Origin of the sequence: Streptomyces kronopolitis (assembly GCF_014646275.1) — a bacterium.
Lineage (GTDB): Bacteria > Actinomycetota > Actinomycetes > Streptomycetales > Streptomycetaceae > Streptomyces > Streptomyces kronopolitis.
Window position 1 is genome coordinate 13,728 of sequence record NZ_BMND01000013.1, and the last position, 17,974, is coordinate 31,701.

Below are 17,974 nucleotides of genomic sequence, written 5' to 3' on the forward strand. Positions count from 1 at the left end.
CCGCCCGACCCGTCCCTCCCCACCGGAAAGCGCTCCATGACTGCCACCGCCACCCGCGTCCTCGTCCTCAACTCCGGCTCCTCCTCGGTGAAGTACCAGCTGCTCGACATGCGCGACGGGGCCCGGCTCGCCGCCGGCCTGGTCGAGCGGATCGGCGAGAGCACCTCGCGCCTGGCGCACACCCCGCTGGCCACCGGCGGCGAGAAGCGCGAGACCGAGGGCGACATGGCCGACCACGAGGCCGCGCTGAAGGCCGTCGCCGCGGAGCTGGCCGCCGACGGGCTGGGGCTCGACTCCCCGCAGCTGGCCGCGATCGGGCACCGGGTGGTGCACGGCGGGCTGGAGTTCACCGAGCCGACCGTGATCGACGACGCGGTGCTGGAGGAGATCGAGCGGCTGGTGCCCCTCGCGCCGCTGCACAACCCGGCCAACATCACCGGCATCCGGACCGCCCGGGCGCTGCGCCCCGATCTGCCGCAGGTCGCGGTCTTCGACACCGCCTTCCACACCACGATGCCGGAGCACGCGGCCCGCTACGCGATCGACGTGGCGACCGCCGACCGGCACCGCATCCGCCGCTACGGCTTCCACGGCACCTCGCACGCCTACGTCTCCCGCAAGACCGCGGCGCTGCTGGGCAAGGACCCCTCCGAGGTCAATGTGATCGTGCTGCACCTGGGCAACGGCGCCTCCGCCTCGGCGGTGGCCGGCGGCCGCTGCGTGGACACCTCGATGGGCCTGACCCCGCTGGAGGGCCTGGTCATGGGCACCCGCTCCGGCGACATCGACCCGGCGGTGACCTTCCACCTCAAGCGGGTGGCCGGGATGTCGGAGGACGAGGTCGACGAGCTGCTCAACAAGAAGAGCGGACTGATCGGGCTCTGCGGCGACAACGACATGCGCGAGATCCGGCGCCGGATCGACGCCGGCGGCGAGGACGGGGAGCGCGCCCGGCTCGCCTTCGACGTCTACATCCACCGGCTGAGGAAGTACCTCGGCGCCTACAGCGCGGTGCTCGGCCGGGTCGACGCGGTGGCCTTCACCGCGGGCGTCGGCGAGAACGCCGCCCCGGTGCGCGAGGCCGCGATCGCCGGCCTGGAGGAGATGGGGATGGCGGTGGACGCGGACCTCAACTCCCAGCGGTCCGACGAGCCGCGGCTGATCTCGCCCGAGTACGCCCGGGTCGCGGTCGCCGTGGTGCCCACCGATGAGGAACTGGAGATCGCGCAGCAGACATACGCCCTGGTCAGCGCCTAGGAGTCGGTGTTTCCGCCGACCTATATATTCCGCTCCTAAACAAACCGATAGGATTCCGCCCATGCGCCGTTCCAAAATCGTCTGCACCCTGGGCCCCGCCGTCGACTCCTACGAGAAGCTGAAGACGCTGATCGAGGCCGGTATGAACGTGGCCCGTTTCAACATGAGCCACGGGACCCAGCCGGAGCACGAGGAGCGGTACCACCGCCTCCGCAAGGCCTGCGAGGAGACCGGCCGCGCGGTCGGCGTGCTGGCCGACCTCCAGGGCCCCAAGATCCGCCTGGAGACCTTCGCCGACGGCCCCGTGGAGCTGGTGCGCGGGGACGAGTTCGTCATCACCACCGAGGACGTGGCCGGCGACAAGCACAGCTGCGGCACCACCTACAAGGGCCTGCCCGGCGATGTGTCCAAGGGCGACCCGATCCTGATCAACGACGGCAATGTCGCCCTCCAGGTCGTCGAGGTCGACGGCCCGCGGGTGCGCACCATCGTCATCGAGGGCGGGGTCATCTCCGACCACAAGGGCATCAACCTCCCCGGCGCGGCGGTGAACGTCCCCGCGCTGTCCCAGAAGGACATCGAGGACCTCAAGTTCGCCCTGGCGATGGGCTGCGACATGGTCGCGCTGTCCTTCGTCCGCGACGCCAAGGACGTCCAGGACGTGCACCGCGTCATGGACGAGGTGGGCCGCCGGGTCCCGGTCATCGCCAAGGTCGAGAAGCCGCAGGCGGTGGCCAACATGGAGGAGGTCGTGATGGCGTTCGACGCCGTCATGGTCGCCCGCGGTGACCTGGCGGTGGAGTACCCGCTGGAGAAAGTCCCGATGGTGCAGAAGCGCCTCATCGAGCTGTGCCGCCGCAACGCCAAGCCGGTGATCGTGGCGACCCAGATGATGGAGTCGATGATCACCAACTCGCGGCCCACCCGCGCCGAGGCCTCCGACGTCGCCAACGCCATCCTCGACGGCGCCGACGCGGTGATGCTTTCCGCGGAGTCCTCGGTCGGCCAGTACCCGATCGAGACCGTCAAGACGATGTCGAAGATCGTCGAGGCGGCCGAGGAGGAGCTGCTCTCCAAGGGCCTGCAGCCGCTGGTGCCCGGCAAGAAGCCGCGCACCCAGGGCGGTGCGGTGGCCCGCGCGGCCTGCGAGATGGCCGACTTCCTGGACGGCAAGGCGCTGGTGGCCTTCACCAAGTCCGGCGACACCGCCCGCCGGCTCTCCCGCTACCGCGCCGCCCAGCCGATCCTCGCCTTCACCACCGAGGCCGCCACCCGCAACCAGCTCACGCTGAGCTGGGGCGTGGACAGCTTCGTCGTGGAGCACGTCGACAACACCGACGCGATGGTCGACCTGGTGGACGCCGAGCTGCTCAAGCTCCAGCGCTACAGCAAGGGCGACACCATGCTGATCACCGCCGGTTCGCCCCCCGGCGTCCCCGGCACCACCAACATGGTCCGGGTGCACCACCTCGGCGGCCAGCAGGGCTGACCGGACACGCGCGCAGAAACGGCGGTGGGCCGCCCCCCGGTAGGGGGGCGGCCCACCGCCGTTTTCCGCGGCTCCCGGACGGGCCGGTGGCCCGGGACGTGCCTCAGCCGGTCATGAACTGGTGCAGACCCGGGACATGGAGGTTCCCGCCGAACTGACCCGCCTGGTCGATCTTCACCTTGGTGAAGTACGCGAACGGGACGTTGATGGGCGGCGGGTGCTCGGGGTCGAAGACGATCGGGATCAGCCCGAAGAGGTTGCCCTGCAGCCGCTCGGTGTACATGGTCACCTTGCCGCCGCGGATCGTGGACGTGGACCCCGGGGACGCCTGCACGTGGTACTTCTTGCCGGAACCCCGGTCATCGACGGTCTGGTGCAGATCACCGATGTCGAGGCTGTCGGCGGTGAACTTCAGGGCCTGCTTGGTGTGGCCGTTCTGGGTCTGGACGTTGACGACGCCCTCGTAGTTCAGACCGCGCAGGGTGAGCGCGCTGGACTCCAGGTGCCAGGCGTCGTCGGGCAGAGCGACCGGAGTCTGCTCGTTCTTGCCCTGTTGCTTGTTCTCGACGACGCAGGGGAAGGACTTCTTGCCGCTGGCGTCCTTGCCGTCCAGGCCGCCGCCGGGCAGGGCGTTGTCCGCCGCACCCACCGCGCCGTGGACGGTGTCGTTGACCGTCTTCGAGCCGCCCGCCAGGCCGTCACCGGCCTTGCCCGCGCCGTCCTTGAGGCCGTCGACCGTGTCCGTGACCGGCTTGGTGGCCTTCTTCACGGCGGATCCGGCGGGCCCGTCGTCCTTGGCTGCCGAATCCTTCGCGGCGGCGTCCTTGGAGGCGGACGCCGAAGGGCTCGGGGTGGCCGACGCCGAGGGGCTCGACGAGGCGGCGGAGTCGTCGGACTTGCCGCCGAACAGCCCGCCGAGCGCATCGCCGATGCCGCCCAGCAGACCGCCGTCGTCCTTCTTGTCCTCGGAGGACGAGGGCGAGGGCGAGGGGGACGCCGAGCCGGCGGGCTCGCTGCTCCCCTTCGAGGCGGACGGCGCGGGCGCGGGCTTCTTCTCCGCGTCCTTGCCGGCCGAGGGCGAGGCGGACGGGTCGGCGGAGGGCGTGCCGGACGGCTCGGCGCCGTCCTTCTTGCCCGTATCGTCCTTCGCGCCGCCCTTGGACTTGTCGTCCTTCTGGCCCGCCTTGTCCGGTGCGGTGACGCAGGGGCCGTCCTTGAAGGGGCTCTTGGGCGCCGGCTTGGCGATGGCCATCTGGGGCGTGAGCCCCATGCCCATCAGCACGGCGGACGGCATGGCGGCGATGGCTATCGCCTTGCCCGCGGGCACGTGGAGCCGCGTCAGCAGCGGCCTCCTGGGGGCCGCGTGTCTGGGCCCGCTTCTCGCCCCGGCAGCTGCGCTCTCCTCGTGCAGCTCGTCACCCGGCACGGTGCCTCCCGTTCTCTCCATTGGTCGGGCTCGTTCCTGACAGGTCGTCCAGCCCGTTGCCGAACCCGGGACCGGCGGCCGGCGCGGGGTGCGTGGCGACCACGGGTCCGGCGACCGTCCTCGGCGCCGGATCGCCGTCCGCCTCGCTCCGGACGGCCTTGCCCGGCGCCCAGGAGACACCCAGCGCACCGCCGATCAGCCCCAGGAGGAAGCCGACCAGGAAGGCGCCGAAGTTCGAGACGACCAGGGAGACCAGGGCGAGCAGGATCGCCGCCACCCCCGCGAAGACGCGGGAGGCAGGCTGGAACCACATGGTGAGACCGAGCACGACCAGCAGTACGCCGATGATCAGCGAGCCGGCGCCGGCGGTGGTCGCCATGCGGACGGTCAGGGAACCGATCGTGAGATTCGCGTAAGGGATGTACATGATCGGGAAGCCGGCCAGCAGGGTCAGCATTCCGCCCCAGAACGGGCGGTGTCCGCGCCACTCCCGGAACGAAAGCCGCTTGCGGCCGATGGTCTCGATCAGCCGTGGTCGCGTTTCGGCGCTCATGTCGTACAGCTCCTCGGGACTGGCAAATCGGTGGTTCTGTGCGGGGTGTCCTACTGGGCACTACCCGGCGTACGGGCACGGGGAACGGCCACAGCCGTCTACAGCTCGCCCCGCGCCCGCACGCTCAGTGCGTCAGTAGCACTCGCTCTTGCCCTTGGCGACGCTCATCTTGAGGCCGCTGAGCTTGAACGTGCCGGCCGTCGTGGCCCAGGCCTGCTGCTGGACGTGGGTCAGCGTGGCCGAGTCGGCCTGCTGGGCGAACGAACCCGGGTCGGCCTTGTCGCCCTTGTGCATCCCAGGGCCCTTGGTCGTCGAGCCCGCAGCAACACCGATGTCGATGTTGTTGAAGGTCGCGTCCGCGGACAGCTGGTCGAGGTCGATGTAGAGGTTCTTCGCCTCGACGGGCGTGTCACCGCCACCGGCCGACAGCTTCATCGACACATCGCCGAAGACCGGGACCGGCACGACCACCGACTGGCACAGGTTCTTGATCTTGGCGTTCGAGAACCCCGAGACCGCCACCGGGACCTGCTTGCCGCCCTTCTGGGCGTCAATGGCTCCGTACTGAACAAATCCGGTGCCGTCCAGCCGGTCAGTACTGACCTTGAACTGCTGGCCGGACACGCTGAACGATGCCGCGAGCGCACCCTGCGAGAGGGCGACACCGATCGCGGCGGTCGCCGCGACGCTCGGCACCATGACGACGGCGAACCGCTTCCATCTGGTCCCGCCACGAGCCAGGGACTCCATGACTTTCCTCCTTCTCGGACGTACATCTCCGGTACCGGCCGCCTCCGTTGAGGGGGCGGTACCTGGGATGGGAGAAGTGCTACGTCCTCGGGAAGGAGAGCGCCCGTCCTCGGAGGCACATCGTGTTCCGAATACCGGCGATCACCCCCGAGCGACAACCACTGGCCACGCTCTCGCGCAACCTCCTGGACAGGCTCCGCCGGATGAGCGGAGACCCCCCTGTCCACGGCCGGCGGACACCGCCGCCGACCACTCGGTGGGGACCCAAGTACCCCGCGACACCAACCGGATGCCGGGCTGCGGGAATGGACCGAGCGTGGCCGATCGTGGTCCATTCACGGCCGCCGCACAAGGGGCTCGTTACTTGCGGGTAACGGCCCGATAAACACGGTGCGACGGAGTGAGATCAACTGGACACGGGCTGTCGCTACTGACAGCGAGAGAACATAAGGCAATTGCGGACACAATGCCGCAAGAGGGTGGCTCAGACTTACTACAAGTAACAGCGGCCACGATTACCAAGTTTTGGTAAAACGTGGCCGCTGCTTCGTTTGTTTGGTCAACCCGCGGAGGGCGTACTGGTCACAAGGGGGCGAGTCGCAAGACAGCGGGTCAGAACAGCACCCGGGCAAGCGCCGTACGCGCCGCTGTCACCCGCGGATCGTCCGCGCCGATCACCTCGAAGAGGTCCAGCAGCCGCAGCCGGGCGGCCTCGCGGTCGTCGCCCGCGCTCCGCTTCACCGCCTCGACGAGCCGGCCGAAGGCGTCCTCGACATGGCCGCCGACCAGATCGAGGTCCGCGGCCCGGATCTGCGCCGGCACATCGGCCGGGTTCTCCGCGGCCTCCTTGCGCACGGCCGTGGCGTCCAGATCCTGGACGCGGTGCAGGAGTTCGGCCTGCGCCAGGCCGAGCTTGGCCTCCGGGTTGGCCGGGTCGTCGGACAGGACGTTCTTGTAGGCCTGGATGGCGCCGCCCAGATCACCGGAGTCGAGCGCCTGGTTCGCGGCTTCCAGCAGTGCGTCGTACGGACCGGCCGGCACCGGGGTCTCGGCAGGCTCCTGCGCGTCCGCGGCCGGTGCCTCGACCGGCGCCCCGACGATGCCGAACTGCTGCTCGGCGGCCTGCACCAGCTGGTCGAGCACGTCGCGGATCTGCGACTCCGGGGCCGCGCCCTGGAACAGCGGGATCGGCTGGCCCGCCACGACCGCGAACACCGCCGGGATGCCCTGCACCCCGAACTGCTGGAACAGCATCTGGTTGGCGTCGACGTCGATCTTGGCGAGCACGAACTTGCCGGCGTACTCCCCCGCGAGGCGCTCCAGCAGCGGACCCAGCTGCTTGCACGGCTCGCACCACTCGGCCCAGAAGTCGATGACGACCGGGACCTCGGTGGAGCGCTGCAGGACGTCCTGCTGGAACCCCGCCTCGTCGACGTCGAACACCAGGCGGGCACCGCTCGCGGGCGCCTGGCCCGTACGGGCGGCCTCGGCACGTGCCTGCTCCGCCTTCTGCTTCGCTTCCCCGGCCGCCTTCAGCGCGCCGAGGTCGACGACTCCACTCATGGACATGTTGCGTGGCTGCATGGGTCCATCCTCCCCCCTGGGCGGTCCGTTCCGAAAAGCGATCCGGAAAGCGATGCGGTCTGCTGCGCGGATTCCCCGGTCCGGTATCGCCGCCGGACCCTCCGCAGAGCACCGCATCCGTGCCGTGCGCCCCGCCGGAATGCCGGCGCACGTCCTGGATCGCTGCCCGTTTTCTCGGTCCCGAGGAGGACCTCAGTGGCCATGGGTCCCCACCCACGGCCGTGGTTATCACTCTTTCGCTACGACCCGTAGCGTAACTCGCCGTCTCCCCTGAGCCACAACCGGTTTCAGTCCTGCGTGAAGTGATCTCCCTCACGACGGACGCCGGTGGGCCGCGTACTGCCCGGTATGGTCGCCCGCATGTGCCACTCCGCCAGCCCCCGCAAAGGCCGTACGGGCCGACCGCGCAGCGCCGCGACCGACCGCGCGATTCTCGGCGCGACCCGTGCCGCGCTGGTCGACGTGGGCTGGGGGCGGCTCACCATGAGCGAGGTGGCGGTGCGCGCCGGTGTCGCCAAGACGACGCTCTACCGCCGCTGGGCCAACAAGAACGAGCTGGTCGTGGACGCCGTGGCGGTCCTCTTCGACGAGCTGGAACTCCCCGACCGGGGCTCGCTGCGCGCCGATATCGAGGGCGTGGTGCTGCAGTTCGGCGCGCTGCTCGCCCGGCCGGAGACCAAGACGGCGCTGATGGCCGTGGTCGCGGAGTCCACCACCGACGGGGCGCTGCGCGAACGGATCCGCTCGGCGATCGTCGACCGCCAGAAGCGGCTGGTCTCGCTCGGCCGCTCGCGCGCCCAGACCCGCGGCGAGCTGCCGGCGGACACCTCCGGCGAGGAGGGCGAGCGGGCGGCGGCCCGCAACATGGACCTGATCTTCGATGTGATCGCCGGGGCGATCGTGCACCGCACCCTGGTCAGCGGTGAGCCCGTGGACGCCGAATGGGGGCGCGACTTCACCGCCCTCTTCCTGGGCGGCCTGACCGGACTGGCCGTGCCCGGCGGCCGGAGCTGACGCATCGGGGCGGCCCGGCGTCCCCCCGGAACGCCGGGCACCCCGCGTGCGGCGGTCAGACCTGGTAGCGGTCCGCCGCGAACAGGTGCACGTTCTCGGCGACCCACTCCGAGGTCCACTTCAGGCCCTGCTCCAGGGAGACCTCCGGCTGCCACGAAGCCCATTCGCGCGCCCGGGAGTTGTCGGACAGCAGCCGCTCGACCTCGCTGCCGGCCGGCCGCAGCCGCTCGGTGTCCACCACGACCTCGGCGTCCCGGCCCGAGGCCGCTATCAGCGCCTCGGCGAGCGCCCCGATCGAGATCTCCCGCCCGGTACCGAGGTTGACGACCTCGCCCAGCGCCCGGTCGCAGTCGGCCACCGCGAGGAAGCCGGCGGCGGTGTCCGTGACGTAGGTGAAGTCGCGGGTCGGGGTGAGCGAGCCGAGCTTGATCTGCCGTGCGCCCGCGTGGAGTTGGGCCAGGATCGTGGGGATCACGGCGCGTGCGGACTGGCGGGGGCCGTAGGTGTTGAACGGCCGCACCACGGTCACCGGCAGCCCGAACGCGTGCCGGTGCGACAGCGCCATCATGTCCGCGCCGATCTTCGAGGCGGAGTACGGCGACTGCGGCTGCAGCGGGTGGTCCTCGCTGATCGGCGCGGTCAGCGCGGTCCCGTAGACCTCACTGGTGGAGGTGTGCACCATCCGGCGCACGTCGTGGCGCCGGCAGGCCTCCGCGATGTTCTCCGTGCCCACCACGTTCGTCTGCACGTAGGCGCCCGGCGAGTCGTAGCTGTACGGGATCCCGATGAGCGCGGCGAGATGGAAGACGGTGTCGCAGCCGGCGACGGCGTCCATCACCCGGCCCGCGTCCCGGACATCGCCCGCGATCATCTCGACCGGGGAGCCGGGCACCAGGTAGCGCGCCAGGTTCCCCTTCTCGGCGTACGGCTTGTAGTGGACGAAGGCGCGTACCTCTGCGCCGGCTTCCACCAGCATGTCGACGAGGGTCGCGCCGATGAATCCCTCGGCGCCGGTGACCAGGACCTTGCGGCCGGCCCACTGCTGTGCGGTGCGGTTGCTCATGCGGACTCCTTCAACGGGGTGTGCGGGTGGGGGGAGGCGGCCGGGTGGCCGGCCAGTGCCAGCGCCTTGGCGGCCAGCAGGTCGGCGGCCCGGGCGTGGGTGCCCCGGTCGGCGGCCGCGCCCATCGCGGCGAGCCGGGCGGGGTCGTCGAGCAGCGGGGTGACCAGGTGGTCGAGCCGCTCGGCGGAGGTCTCGGGGTCGGGCAGCAGCAGCGCCGCCCCGTCGTCGGAGAGCACCCGCGCGTTGTGCGTCTGGTGATCGCCCGGCGCGTGCGGATACGGCACGAGGACGGCCGGCATCCCGATCGTGGCCAGCTCGGCGATGGTCGCCGAACCGGCGCGGCACACCACCAGGTCGGCCGCCGCGTACGCCAGATCCATCCGGTCCAGGTACGGCACGGCCTCGGCGACCGCCGACCCGCCGTTGGCCGCCAGCCGGGCCCAGGTCTCCTCCAGGGCCGCCGGCCCGGTCTTGATCAGCAGCCGCAGGTCCCGGCGGCCCCGGTAGCGGCCGGCCAGTTCGACGGCCGCCTCGGTGAGCCGGGCGGCCCCCAGGCTGCCGCCGTTGACCAGCAGCAGCCGGGCACCGTCGGGGACGCCGAGCGCCCGGCGGGCGGCGGGGCGCAGGGCCTCGCGGTCCAGCTCGGCCAGCGGCCCCACCAGCGGCATCCCCACCGTCTCGGCCCGTTCGCCGCCGGCCAGGTGCTCCCGGCTGCGGTCGAAGGCGAGGGCGAGGTGCGGGGTGAGCCGGGCGGCGAACTTGTTGGCCCGCCCGGGCACCGCGTTGGACTCGTGGATCAGGCTCGGCAGCCCGGCCATCCGCGCCCCGACGATCACCGGGGCGCTCGGGTAGCCGCCCATACCGACCGCGACCTGGGCCTTTTGTTCCTTGAGGATCGCCCGACACTGGGCGCCCGAGCGGAGCAGGGCGGCCGGCAGCAGATAGCGTCGGGCGCCGAGCGAGGGATCGAAGGGAATCATGTCGACGGTGTGCAGCCGGTATCCGGCCTGCGGGATCAGCCGCGTCTCCAGGCCGCGTTCGGTCCCGACGAAGGAGATCACCGCGTCGGGCACGGCCCGGCGGAGCGCGTCGGCGAGAGCGAGACCCGGGTAGATGTGGCCGCCGGTGCCGCCCGCACCGATCACGACAGAGAGTGGTGTGCGCATGGCCGCCACGCTCGCGATGTGCCCTAAGAAGCTTCTAAGAGAGGTGTTTGGCAGCCTATGTCCATGCCGCCGACTCCCGGGAACACTCCCGCCGCCAAGATCCTCGTCGTCGACGACGAACCGGAGGTGCGCGCCGCCCTGGAGGACGGCCTCGCCGTGGAGGGCTACGAGGTGCGCGGCGCCGCCGACGGACTCGCCGCCCTCTCCGAGGTCGCCTCCTGGCAGCCGGACGCCCTCGTCCTGGACGTGATGATGCCCGTCCTGGACGGTCTGGCCGTCTGCCGCCGGCTGCGCGCCCTGGACGACCGCACGCCGATCCTCGTGCTGACCGCACTGGACTCGGTCAGCGAACGGGTCGACGGCCTCGACGCCGGCGCCGACGACTACCTCGTCAAGCCCTTCGCCCTGGACGAGCTGGTCGCCCGGATCCGCGCGCTGCTGCGACGCGCCTCGACCACGGCCGCCGACGACACCCGGCTGGCCTTCGGCGACCTGGTGGTGGACCCGGTGACCCGCACCGGCCACCGCGGCGACCGCCCCCTGGAGTTCAGCCGCACCGAATGGGCGCTGCTGGAGCTGCTGTTGCTGCACCCGGGACAGGTGATGCCCCGGGAAATGATCCTGGACCGCGTCTGGGGCCGCGACTTCGGCCCGGACTCCAACTCCCTGGCCGTCTACATCGGTTATCTGCGCCGCAAGCTGGAGGCGGGCGGCGAGCCCCGGCTCGTCCACACCGTGCACGGCGTCGGCTACCGCCTCGGCCACCCGGAGGGCACATGAGCGGCACCCGCGGCCTGGGCGCCCGCTGGCGGCGCCGGCGCCCGCTGCGCACCCGGCTGGCGCTGGCCGCCTCCGCCGCGGTGGCGCTGGTGGCGATCGGCGTCTGCGCGGCCGCGTTCGTCCTCATCGACTACCAGATGACCCGCCAGCTCGAACGCAACCTGGCCCTGACCTCCACCGAGACGCTGCGCGGGCGGCAGGACTGGGGCCCGACGGCGGGCGACAAGCTCTGCCAGTACCCGGCCTCGGCCTGCTTCCAGATCGTGCCCGCCGACCCCGCCAAGGATCCGCCCAAGCCCTATGCGCTGCCCGTCTCCGACGCCACCCGGCAGGTCGCCGCGGGCCGGCACGAGGCGTTCTACAGCAAGCAGACCGTCGCCGGGCATCCGGTCCGGATGTACACCTCGCGGGTGTCCGGCCAGGACGAGGCGGTCCAGGTCGCCCTGCGCTCCGACTCCGTCGACCGGAGCGTGGAGCAGGCCGCCTGGGCGCTGTCCGCGGTCGGCGCCGCCGGGGTGCTGCTGGCCGCCGCGCTCGGCTACTGGGTCTCCCGTACCGGCCTGGCCCCCGTCGCGCGGCTCACCGCCACCGCGGAACGCATCGCCGCCACCCGCGACGCCCGCCACCGCATCGACCTGCCCGCGGGGCCGCTCGCCCGGGAGGACGAGGTCACCCGGCTGGCCACCAGCTTCAACACCATGCTCGGCGAGCTGGAGCAGTCGGTCGCCTCCCAGCGCCGGCTGGTCGCCGACGCCTCCCACGAGCTGCGCACCCCGCTCACCGCGCTGCGCACCAACGCCGAACTCCTGGCCCGTGCCGACCGTCTGACGGACGCGCAGCGCGACCGCGCCTCGGCCGCGCTGGGCCGCCAGCTGCGCGAGGTCACCACGCTCGTCAACGACCTGATCGAACTCGCCCGTGACGAGGAGCCCCAGCCGCTGGTCGAACAGGTCCGCCCGGCCGCCCTGCTGGAGCACATGGTGGCCACCGCCGGCGAGCACTGGCCGGAGATCACCTTCACCACCGGCATCGCCCCGGCCGCGGCCGGGCGCACGGTCCCCGGGGTGCCGGCCCGCCTCGCCCGCCTGCTGTCCAACCTCCTCGACAACGCCGCCAAGTTCTCCCCGCCCGGCGGTCCCGTGGAGACCGAACTCGCCCTGCACGAAGGGGAGTTGCACCTGACGGTCCGCGACCACGGCCCCGGCATCGCGCCCGAGGACCTCCCCCACGTCTTCGACCGCTTCTACCGCGCGAAGGCCGCCCGCGCCCTGCCCGGCTCGGGCCTCGGCCTGGCGATGGCCCGCCAGATCGCCCGCGCCCACGGCGCCGACCTCACGGCGGAACACGCCCCGGGCGGCGGCGCCCTCTTCCGGCTGCGGATGCCGCTCGCGGTGCCCTGACCCCGCTCAGCGGGGCCGGCCGCCGCCGGCCTCCGCCTCGTCCGCACGCTCCTCGACCGTCGCCCGGACCGCCTGCCGGTCCTGCGGCGACATCGACCGCCAGCTCTCCCGCATCCCGGAGATGCCGTCGGTGAGCACCCGGTACCCGGACGGATCGTCGAGCACATCCTTGAGCGCGAGCCGCCCACCGAGCACCTTCCCCGCAAGCTCCCGCAACGCACCCGGCGCCGCCGCCCCATCCCGCACCCCCCGCAACGCCTCGGTGAGCCGCGCGTTCTGCTCCTCCGCAAGATCCGGCTCCGCGAGGGGGTAGTCCCGCTCACCGGGGGCGGGGGTGTTGGTGCTGGGGTGGGGGTGGTGAGTGTGGTTCATGGGGTGGCTCTGTTCCTCTCAGCCGAAGGCGTTGCGGACTCGCGCGGCCTCGTCCTGGTCGTCCTCGGTACCGGGTGCCTCGTTGTCGGGAATACCGTCCGCGAGCCGGGATCGCGCGCCGCCCGCAGGTGCGCTCGATGAGGACCCGTCGGAGCCGCTTCCGGCCGACGAGGAACCGCCGGAACCGGCTGCGGCGGAGCCGCCGTCCGAGGCGGAGCCCGAGTCGCCGCCAGATGCGTCACCGTCACCCGTACCGTCGCCCTCGGCCGCCGGCTCCTTGTCCTTGTGGCTCATGTCGTAGGCGGTCTTGACGCCTTCGGCGGTCTCCTGCTGCCCTTCCCAGATCTGTTTGCCCCCCGCGGCGAAATCACCCTGCGCGACTTTGCCGATGCCCTGGGCGGTGTGGAACTCGCCGGTGAAGACCTTGCCCACGTCCTTGAGCTTGTCGCCGGGCCTCCACGCGCCGCTGTCGCTGATGCTCACGAGGGGACCGAGCCCGGCCCGTGCCGCCTTCCCCGCATCGAAACCGTCCTGTGCCCCGAAGTAGCCCTGGATGCCCTGCGAGACGATGTTCTGGCCGATCCCCTTGGCCGCGTCCTTGCCGAGGTCCTTGGCGAGGTCCTGCAGCAGCTCCCTGCACTTCTTGGCCGCCTTCTTCTCCAGCGCCTCCGTGACCGCCTGAACGATCTTCGTCTTCGCCTCGTTGAAGATCCTGCGCACCATCACCCGGGTCGTCGCCGTGGCGGCCGCCGCACCCGCCTCGGAGGCACCCAGCGTGACCGGCGCGGCGGCCTGGGCCAGCGCGAACTCCACGGCCAGCGCGAGCAGCTGGACGATCACCGCGAACTTCATGACCATCACGATCGTTGACACCACGTCGAGCACCACGGCGAGTACCACGGCGGCCTCGGCGACGTCGTCGAGATAGCCGTCACCGACCTTCTTCCAGGCGGTGCCGAAAGCATCCACCGCCTCGCCGGAGTTGGCGCCGCGCACGGTGTTCGCGGCGGTGTGGCCCTGCTGCTGGTACCCGCGGACAGCGTCGGCGAAGTCACTCCAAGCCTTGGCCGCCTCCCGCATCTTGTCCTCGTCGGCGTCGGGCCACTGGAAGCCCAGCAGATCGAGGACCCAGTCGACCTCTTTCGGCAGCATGATGGCGGGCACGGTGTGTCACTCCCCCGGGTAGCGCATGAACATTGATGGGTGGGCGCCGTGGGACGCCGTGGCCCGTGACGGCGTCACGGTGCGAGGCGGGGGCGGCGCGCCGCGTACCTGGCGAGGTGGTCGTGCTGCTCCTGCTCGGTGGCGTCGTAACGCGCGCCCATCCCCTTGAGCTTGCCGCCGATCTTGGAGATCTCCGTAGCGAGGTGCGGCATCGACTCGACGATGCCCTCGCTCACCGGCTTGTAGAAGTCATTGAAGATCGTGACGAACTCGTCGCTGCCCCAGTCCTCGGCCTCTTTGAGGGTGGCCTGCAACTTCTTCGCCGCCTCGCCGAAATCGGAGCCGATGTCGCCGAAGACACCACCCTGTGTGGTGAGCACGGCCGGATCCACGTCGTACCCGGAACCTGCCACGAGTCCCCCTTGTTCTTGCCTTGACCTGTGTGAGTAAGGATCAGATAAACCTTATGGCGTACGGTATCCGGCAGCCGCAGCAGCTGTGGTGGGAGGAGAGTGAAGATCCTTTTCACATTCGGTGACCGGCCTTGCGCAGCGGCCCCCGGGGCACCAGGCTCCGGCCTCGTCGGCGACCACGAAAAGGACCACCTGTTATGCCTCAGCCTCACCTCCCCGCCGCCGCGAAGCGGTTCCTGGGCCGATGCGGCACTGTGCTCGTGCTGGTGGCGTGCCTGGCGCTCGGCGTCGGGTTCGCCTGGTCGGGACTGCCGGCGGCGGGCTTCCGGGGCTCCCATGGATCCTTCGCCGTCGAGAAGTGCTCCGTCGTCTTTCACCGCGGCAGCTACAGCAAGGGCTCGAGTCACAGCCATTCCTACAGTGATCACAGCTGCACGGGAACGTTCCGTGCAGCGGACGGCCGGGGCGTGGACGCCGAAGCCGAGATGACGGGCCTGGGGAGCGACCACCACGCGGGGGAGGTGCTTCCGGCCCAGCGCACCACCGGACACCACGCCGAACTGCTCGACCCCTGGCGGGCCTTGCAGCAGTTCGCGGGGGGATTCGCGTTCCTGCTGCCGGCCGCCTTCGCGCTCTTCTGGCTGCTCACGGACTTCGGCCGGACCAGCGGAAGCTGGCGCGTCCTGGGCGAGACCTGGCGGGCGACCAGGGGCACCGCGACCCGCGCGGCCGTGGTCGCCCTCGTGGCCGTGTCCGCCGTCGGCATCGTCGTGGTCAGCCCCGTGCTCGCCTTCGCCCATTCCGGCTGAGCGAAGTCCGGCGCCCACGGAGACCCCGTGACGGGAGTGTGAAGATCCATTTCCCGCGCGGTGCCGTGCCTCTTGCGCGCCGGGCCACCGAGCAGCAGGCTCCATGAGCCCGTCAGCACCTCGAAAGGGAGCAGTCCGTCATGCCCTCGGTACCAACCGCGTCCGGCAAGAAGTCACTCCGGGGGCGATCCGCCAGTCTGATCCTCATCGCTGTCGTCGTGCTGGCCAGCGCCGTCTTCGTCATCAAAGGCCTGACCGCGGCGGGCCTCACCGGCACACCCGGAACGTTCACGGTGGCCGACTGCTCCCCGCACCGCAGCTCCAGCTCAGGACATTCCCGCTCGGCATCCCACGAGTACGACTGCGACGGGTCCTACCGCTCGGACGACGGAAAGTCCGTGGACGCCGAGGCGTCCCTGAGCAGTATCGACACCGACCACCGCACCGGTACCCGGCTCGCGGTCCAGGGGCACCACGACAGCACCGTGCTCAGCGTCCTGTCCGGGTCGACGTACACCCTCGCCGGCCGCGGGGAGATCACCAAGAGCTTCGTGATCGCCTTCTTGATCCTGCTCTTCGTCCCGCTGCTGCTCCTGGACCTGCTCACCGGATTCGGCGAAACCGGCGGCACACTGCGCCAGTGGCGCCAGACGTGGCGCGCCACCGCCGGAACCCGCACCCGCACGATCGTCCTCACCACCGCCGGCGTCATCCTCTTCGGCGTGGTGGTCGTCAGCCCGGCCCTCGGGATCGCGCTGGCGCCCTGACCCGGCGGGGCGGACAACGGCTGCCGGGAGCCGGAATCCCCGGAACCGACGAAGGCCCCGAGCGCGCCGGATCACCGGGCTCTCGGGGCCTGTCGCGGGCTCGCGGACGCGAAGGGGCTAGAACCCCGCCGGCTCCGTGTAGATGCCCCACTCGTCCCGCAGCGCGTCGCAGATCTCGCCGAGGGTGGCCTCGGCGCGGACGGCGGCCAGCATCGGCTCGATCATGTTGCTGCCGTCGCGGGCGGCCTCCAGCATCGTCTTGAGCGCGGCCTGCACCCGGGCGTCGTCGCGTGCGGCCTTGCGGTCCGCCAGGACGCGTACCTGGTCCCGCTCGACCTCGTGGCTGACCCGCAGGATCTCCAGGTCGCCGGTGACCGAGCCGTGGTGGCAGTTGACGCCGACGACCTTCTTGTCGCCCTTCTCCAGCGCCTGCTGGTACTGGAAGGCGGACTCGGCGATCTCGCCGGTGAACCAGCCGTCCTCGATGCCGCGCAGGATGCCGGAGGTGATCGGGCCGATGGGGTGCTCGCCGGTGGGGACCGCGCGGCGGCCGCGCTCCTTGATCTGCTCGAAGATCTTCTCCGCGTCCGCCTCGATCCGGTCGGTCAGCGACTCGATGAACCACGAACCGCCCAGCGGGTCGGCGACGTTGGCGACGCCGGTCTCCTCCATCAGCACCTGCTGGGTGCGCAGCGCGATCTCCGCGGCCTGCTCGCTGGGCAGCGCCAGGGTCTCGTCCAGGGCGTTGGTGTGCAGCGAATTGGTGCCGCCCAGCACGGCCGCCAGGGCCTCGACGGCGGTGCGCACCACGTTGTTGTACGGCTGCTGGGCGGTCAGCGAGACACCGGCGGTCTGGGTGTGGAAGCGCAGCCACTGCGCCTTCTCGCTCGTCGCGCCGTAGACGTCGCGCATCCAGCGGGCCCAGATCCGGCGCGCGGCGCGGAACTTGGCGATCTCCTCGAAGAAGTCGAGATGCGCGTCGAAGAAGAAGGACAGGCCGGGGGCGAAGGTATTGACGTCCAGGCCGCGCGAGAGCCCCAGCTCCACGTAGCCGAAGCCGTCGGCCAGCGTGTACGCCAGCTCCTGCGCGGCCGTCGCGCCCGCCTCGCGGATGTGGTAACCGGAGACCGAGAGCGGCTTGTACGCGGGGATGCCGCGGGCGCAGTGCTCCATCAGGTCGCCGATCAGGCGCAGATGCGGCTCGGGCTGGAAGAGCCACTCCTTCTGCGCGATGTACTCCTTGAAGATGTCCGTCTGGAGGGTGCCGTTCAGGACGCCGGGGTCGATCCCCTGCCGTTCGGCGGCCACCAGGTACATGCAGAAGACCGGGACGGCGGGCCCGCTGATCGTCATGGACGTCGTGACGTCGCCCAGCGGGATGTCCTGGAAGAGGACCTCCATGTCGGCGGCGGAGTCGATGGCGACGCCGCAGTGGCCGACCTCGCCGAGCGAGCGCGGGTCGTCGGAGTCCCGTCCCATCAGGGTCGGCATGTCGAAGGCCACGGAGAGTCCGCCACCGCCGGCCTTGAGGATCATCTTGTAGCGCTCGTTGGTCTGCTCGGCGTTGCCGAAGCCGGCGAACTGGCGGATCGTCCAGGTCCGCCCCCGGTAGCCGGTCGGGTACAGCCCCCGGGTGAAGGGGTACTCGCCCGGCCAGCCGATCCGCTCGAAGCCCTCGACGGAGTCCCCGGGCCGGGGCCCGTAGGCCGGCTCGACGGGATCGCCCGAGAGCGTGGTGAAGTCCGCGTCCCGCTTGCGGGCGGAGTCGTACCGAGCCTGCCAGCGGCGGCGGCCCTCATCGATCGCGTCAGCGTCCATACCCTCGAATTTACTAGGACGTCCTAGTAATTGTCGACGGGAACGGGCCCTGCATCGCCCCATGCGTCACTGGTGTCACTTTCCGTAACCGTGGACACGCAAGAGAACGCGCCCGCCCCACGGGGACAGGCGCGTCGGGCGGGCCGGGG

17 protein-coding genes are annotated in these 17,974 nt (G+C 71.1%); 7 read left to right on the forward strand and 10 right to left on the reverse strand.

Annotation, left to right across the window (positions count from 1 at the left end):
• The first annotated feature begins 36 nt into the window (after positions 1-36).
• Positions 37-1,257: an acetate kinase gene (locus tag IEY78_RS16165; protein WP_189098851.1), complete on the forward strand. Its 1,221-nt coding sequence runs from the start codon at positions 37-39 to the stop codon at positions 1,255-1,257.
• A 61-nt stretch (positions 1,258-1,318) separates the two neighbouring features.
• Positions 1,319-2,746: a pyruvate kinase gene (pyk, locus tag IEY78_RS16170; protein WP_189098853.1), complete on the forward strand. Its 1,428-nt coding sequence runs from the start codon at positions 1,319-1,321 to the stop codon at positions 2,744-2,746.
• A gap of 103 nt (positions 2,747-2,849) precedes the next feature.
• Here the strand turns inward: pyk and IEY78_RS16175 are convergent, their stop codons facing one another.
• The 4 genes from IEY78_RS16175 to IEY78_RS16190 all read right to left on the reverse strand — a co-directional run bounded on the left by IEY78_RS16175 (position 2,850) and on the right by IEY78_RS16190 (position 7,059).
• Positions 2,850-4,172, reverse strand: coding sequence for a hypothetical protein (locus IEY78_RS16175; protein WP_189098855.1), 1,323 nt, complete (start codon positions 4,170-4,172; stop codon positions 2,850-2,852).
• Positions 4,162-4,725, reverse strand: coding sequence for a DUF6114 domain-containing protein (locus tag IEY78_RS16180; protein WP_189098856.1), 564 nt, complete (start codon positions 4,723-4,725; stop codon positions 4,162-4,164). Before IEY78_RS16180 ends, IEY78_RS16175 begins: the two co-directional genes overlap by 11 nt.
• A gap of 132 nt (positions 4,726-4,857) precedes the next feature.
• Entirely contained in the window at positions 4,858-5,475 is a 618-nt protein-coding gene (locus IEY78_RS16185) for a DUF6230 family protein (protein WP_189098858.1), read from the reverse strand.
• 612 nt (positions 5,476-6,087) lie between these two features.
• Entirely contained in the window at positions 6,088-7,059 is a 972-nt protein-coding gene (locus IEY78_RS16190; RefSeq protein WP_189098860.1) for a tetratricopeptide repeat protein, read from the reverse strand.
• Between the two features lie 360 nt (positions 7,060-7,419).
• On the opposite strand from IEY78_RS16190, the gene IEY78_RS16195 reads away from it, so the two are divergent.
• Positions 7,420-8,073 carry a TetR/AcrR family transcriptional regulator gene (locus IEY78_RS16195; protein ID WP_229699991.1) on the forward strand — a complete coding sequence of 218 codons (654 nt, stop codon included), beginning with the start codon at positions 7,420-7,422 and terminating at the stop codon, positions 8,071-8,073.
• A 55-nt stretch (positions 8,074-8,128) separates the two neighbouring features.
• Here IEY78_RS16195 and IEY78_RS16200 read toward each other — a convergent pair whose 3' ends face one another.
• The gene (locus IEY78_RS16200) at positions 8,129-9,136 is read right to left on the reverse strand and encodes a GDP-mannose 4,6-dehydratase (protein ID WP_189098864.1); all 1,008 of its coding nucleotides are present in this window, start codon (positions 9,134-9,136) and stop codon (positions 8,129-8,131) included.
• Positions 9,133-10,302 (reverse strand): UDP-N-acetylglucosamine--N-acetylmuramyl-(pentapeptide) pyrophosphoryl-undecaprenol N-acetylglucosamine transferase, encoded by a 1,170-nt coding sequence (locus IEY78_RS16205; protein ID WP_189098866.1) that lies wholly within the window; start codon positions 10,300-10,302, stop codon positions 9,133-9,135. Before IEY78_RS16205 ends, IEY78_RS16200 begins: the two co-directional genes overlap by 4 nt.
• A 57-nt stretch (positions 10,303-10,359) precedes the next feature.
• On the opposite strand from IEY78_RS16205, the gene IEY78_RS16210 reads away from it, so the two are divergent.
• Both IEY78_RS16210 and IEY78_RS16215 read left to right on the forward strand, forming a co-directional pair.
• Positions 10,360-11,082 (forward strand): response regulator transcription factor, encoded by a 723-nt coding sequence (locus IEY78_RS16210; RefSeq protein WP_189098868.1) that lies wholly within the window; start codon positions 10,360-10,362, stop codon positions 11,080-11,082.
• Positions 11,079-12,482 carry a sensor histidine kinase gene (locus IEY78_RS16215; protein ID WP_189098870.1) on the forward strand — a complete coding sequence of 468 codons (1,404 nt, stop codon included), beginning with the start codon at positions 11,079-11,081 and terminating at the stop codon, positions 12,480-12,482. Before IEY78_RS16210 ends, IEY78_RS16215 begins: the two co-directional genes overlap by 4 nt.
• Before the next feature lie 6 nt (positions 12,483-12,488).
• Here IEY78_RS16215 and IEY78_RS16220 read toward each other — a convergent pair whose 3' ends face one another.
• The 3 genes from IEY78_RS16220 to IEY78_RS16230 all read right to left on the reverse strand — a co-directional run bounded on the left by IEY78_RS16220 (position 12,489) and on the right by IEY78_RS16230 (position 14,431).
• A complete protein-coding gene (locus IEY78_RS16220) occupies positions 12,489-12,854 on the reverse strand; it encodes a hypothetical protein (RefSeq protein ID WP_189098871.1) in 366 nt (121 codons plus the stop codon).
• Positions 12,855-12,872: 18 nt separating this feature from the next.
• Positions 12,873-14,018 (reverse strand): WXG100-like domain-containing protein, encoded by a 1,146-nt coding sequence (locus IEY78_RS16225; RefSeq protein WP_189098873.1) that lies wholly within the window; start codon positions 14,016-14,018, stop codon positions 12,873-12,875.
• A gap of 74 nt (positions 14,019-14,092) precedes the next feature.
• The gene (locus IEY78_RS16230; RefSeq protein ID WP_189098875.1) at positions 14,093-14,431 is read right to left on the reverse strand and encodes a hypothetical protein; all 339 of its coding nucleotides are present in this window, start codon (positions 14,429-14,431) and stop codon (positions 14,093-14,095) included.
• Between the two features lie 197 nt (positions 14,432-14,628).
• On the opposite strand from IEY78_RS16230, the gene IEY78_RS16235 reads away from it, so the two are divergent.
• Together IEY78_RS16235 and IEY78_RS16240 are read left to right on the forward strand one after the other, a co-directional pair.
• Complete coding sequence (locus IEY78_RS16235; protein ID WP_189098877.1) at positions 14,629-15,240, forward strand: hypothetical protein; 612 nt, start codon at positions 14,629-14,631, stop codon at positions 15,238-15,240.
• Positions 15,241-15,380: 140 nt separating this feature from the next.
• On the forward strand, positions 15,381-16,007 hold the full coding sequence (locus IEY78_RS16240; protein ID WP_189098879.1) for a hypothetical protein: 627 nt from the start codon (positions 15,381-15,383) through the stop codon (positions 16,005-16,007).
• Positions 16,008-16,124: 117 nt separating this feature from the next.
• Here the strand turns inward: IEY78_RS16240 and icmA are convergent, their stop codons facing one another.
• Positions 16,125-17,825, reverse strand: coding sequence for a coenzyme B12-dependent isobutyryl-CoA mutase large subunit (gene icmA / locus IEY78_RS16245; RefSeq protein ID WP_189098881.1), 1,701 nt, complete (start codon positions 17,823-17,825; stop codon positions 16,125-16,127).
• Between the last annotated feature and the right edge of the window lie 149 nt (positions 17,826-17,974).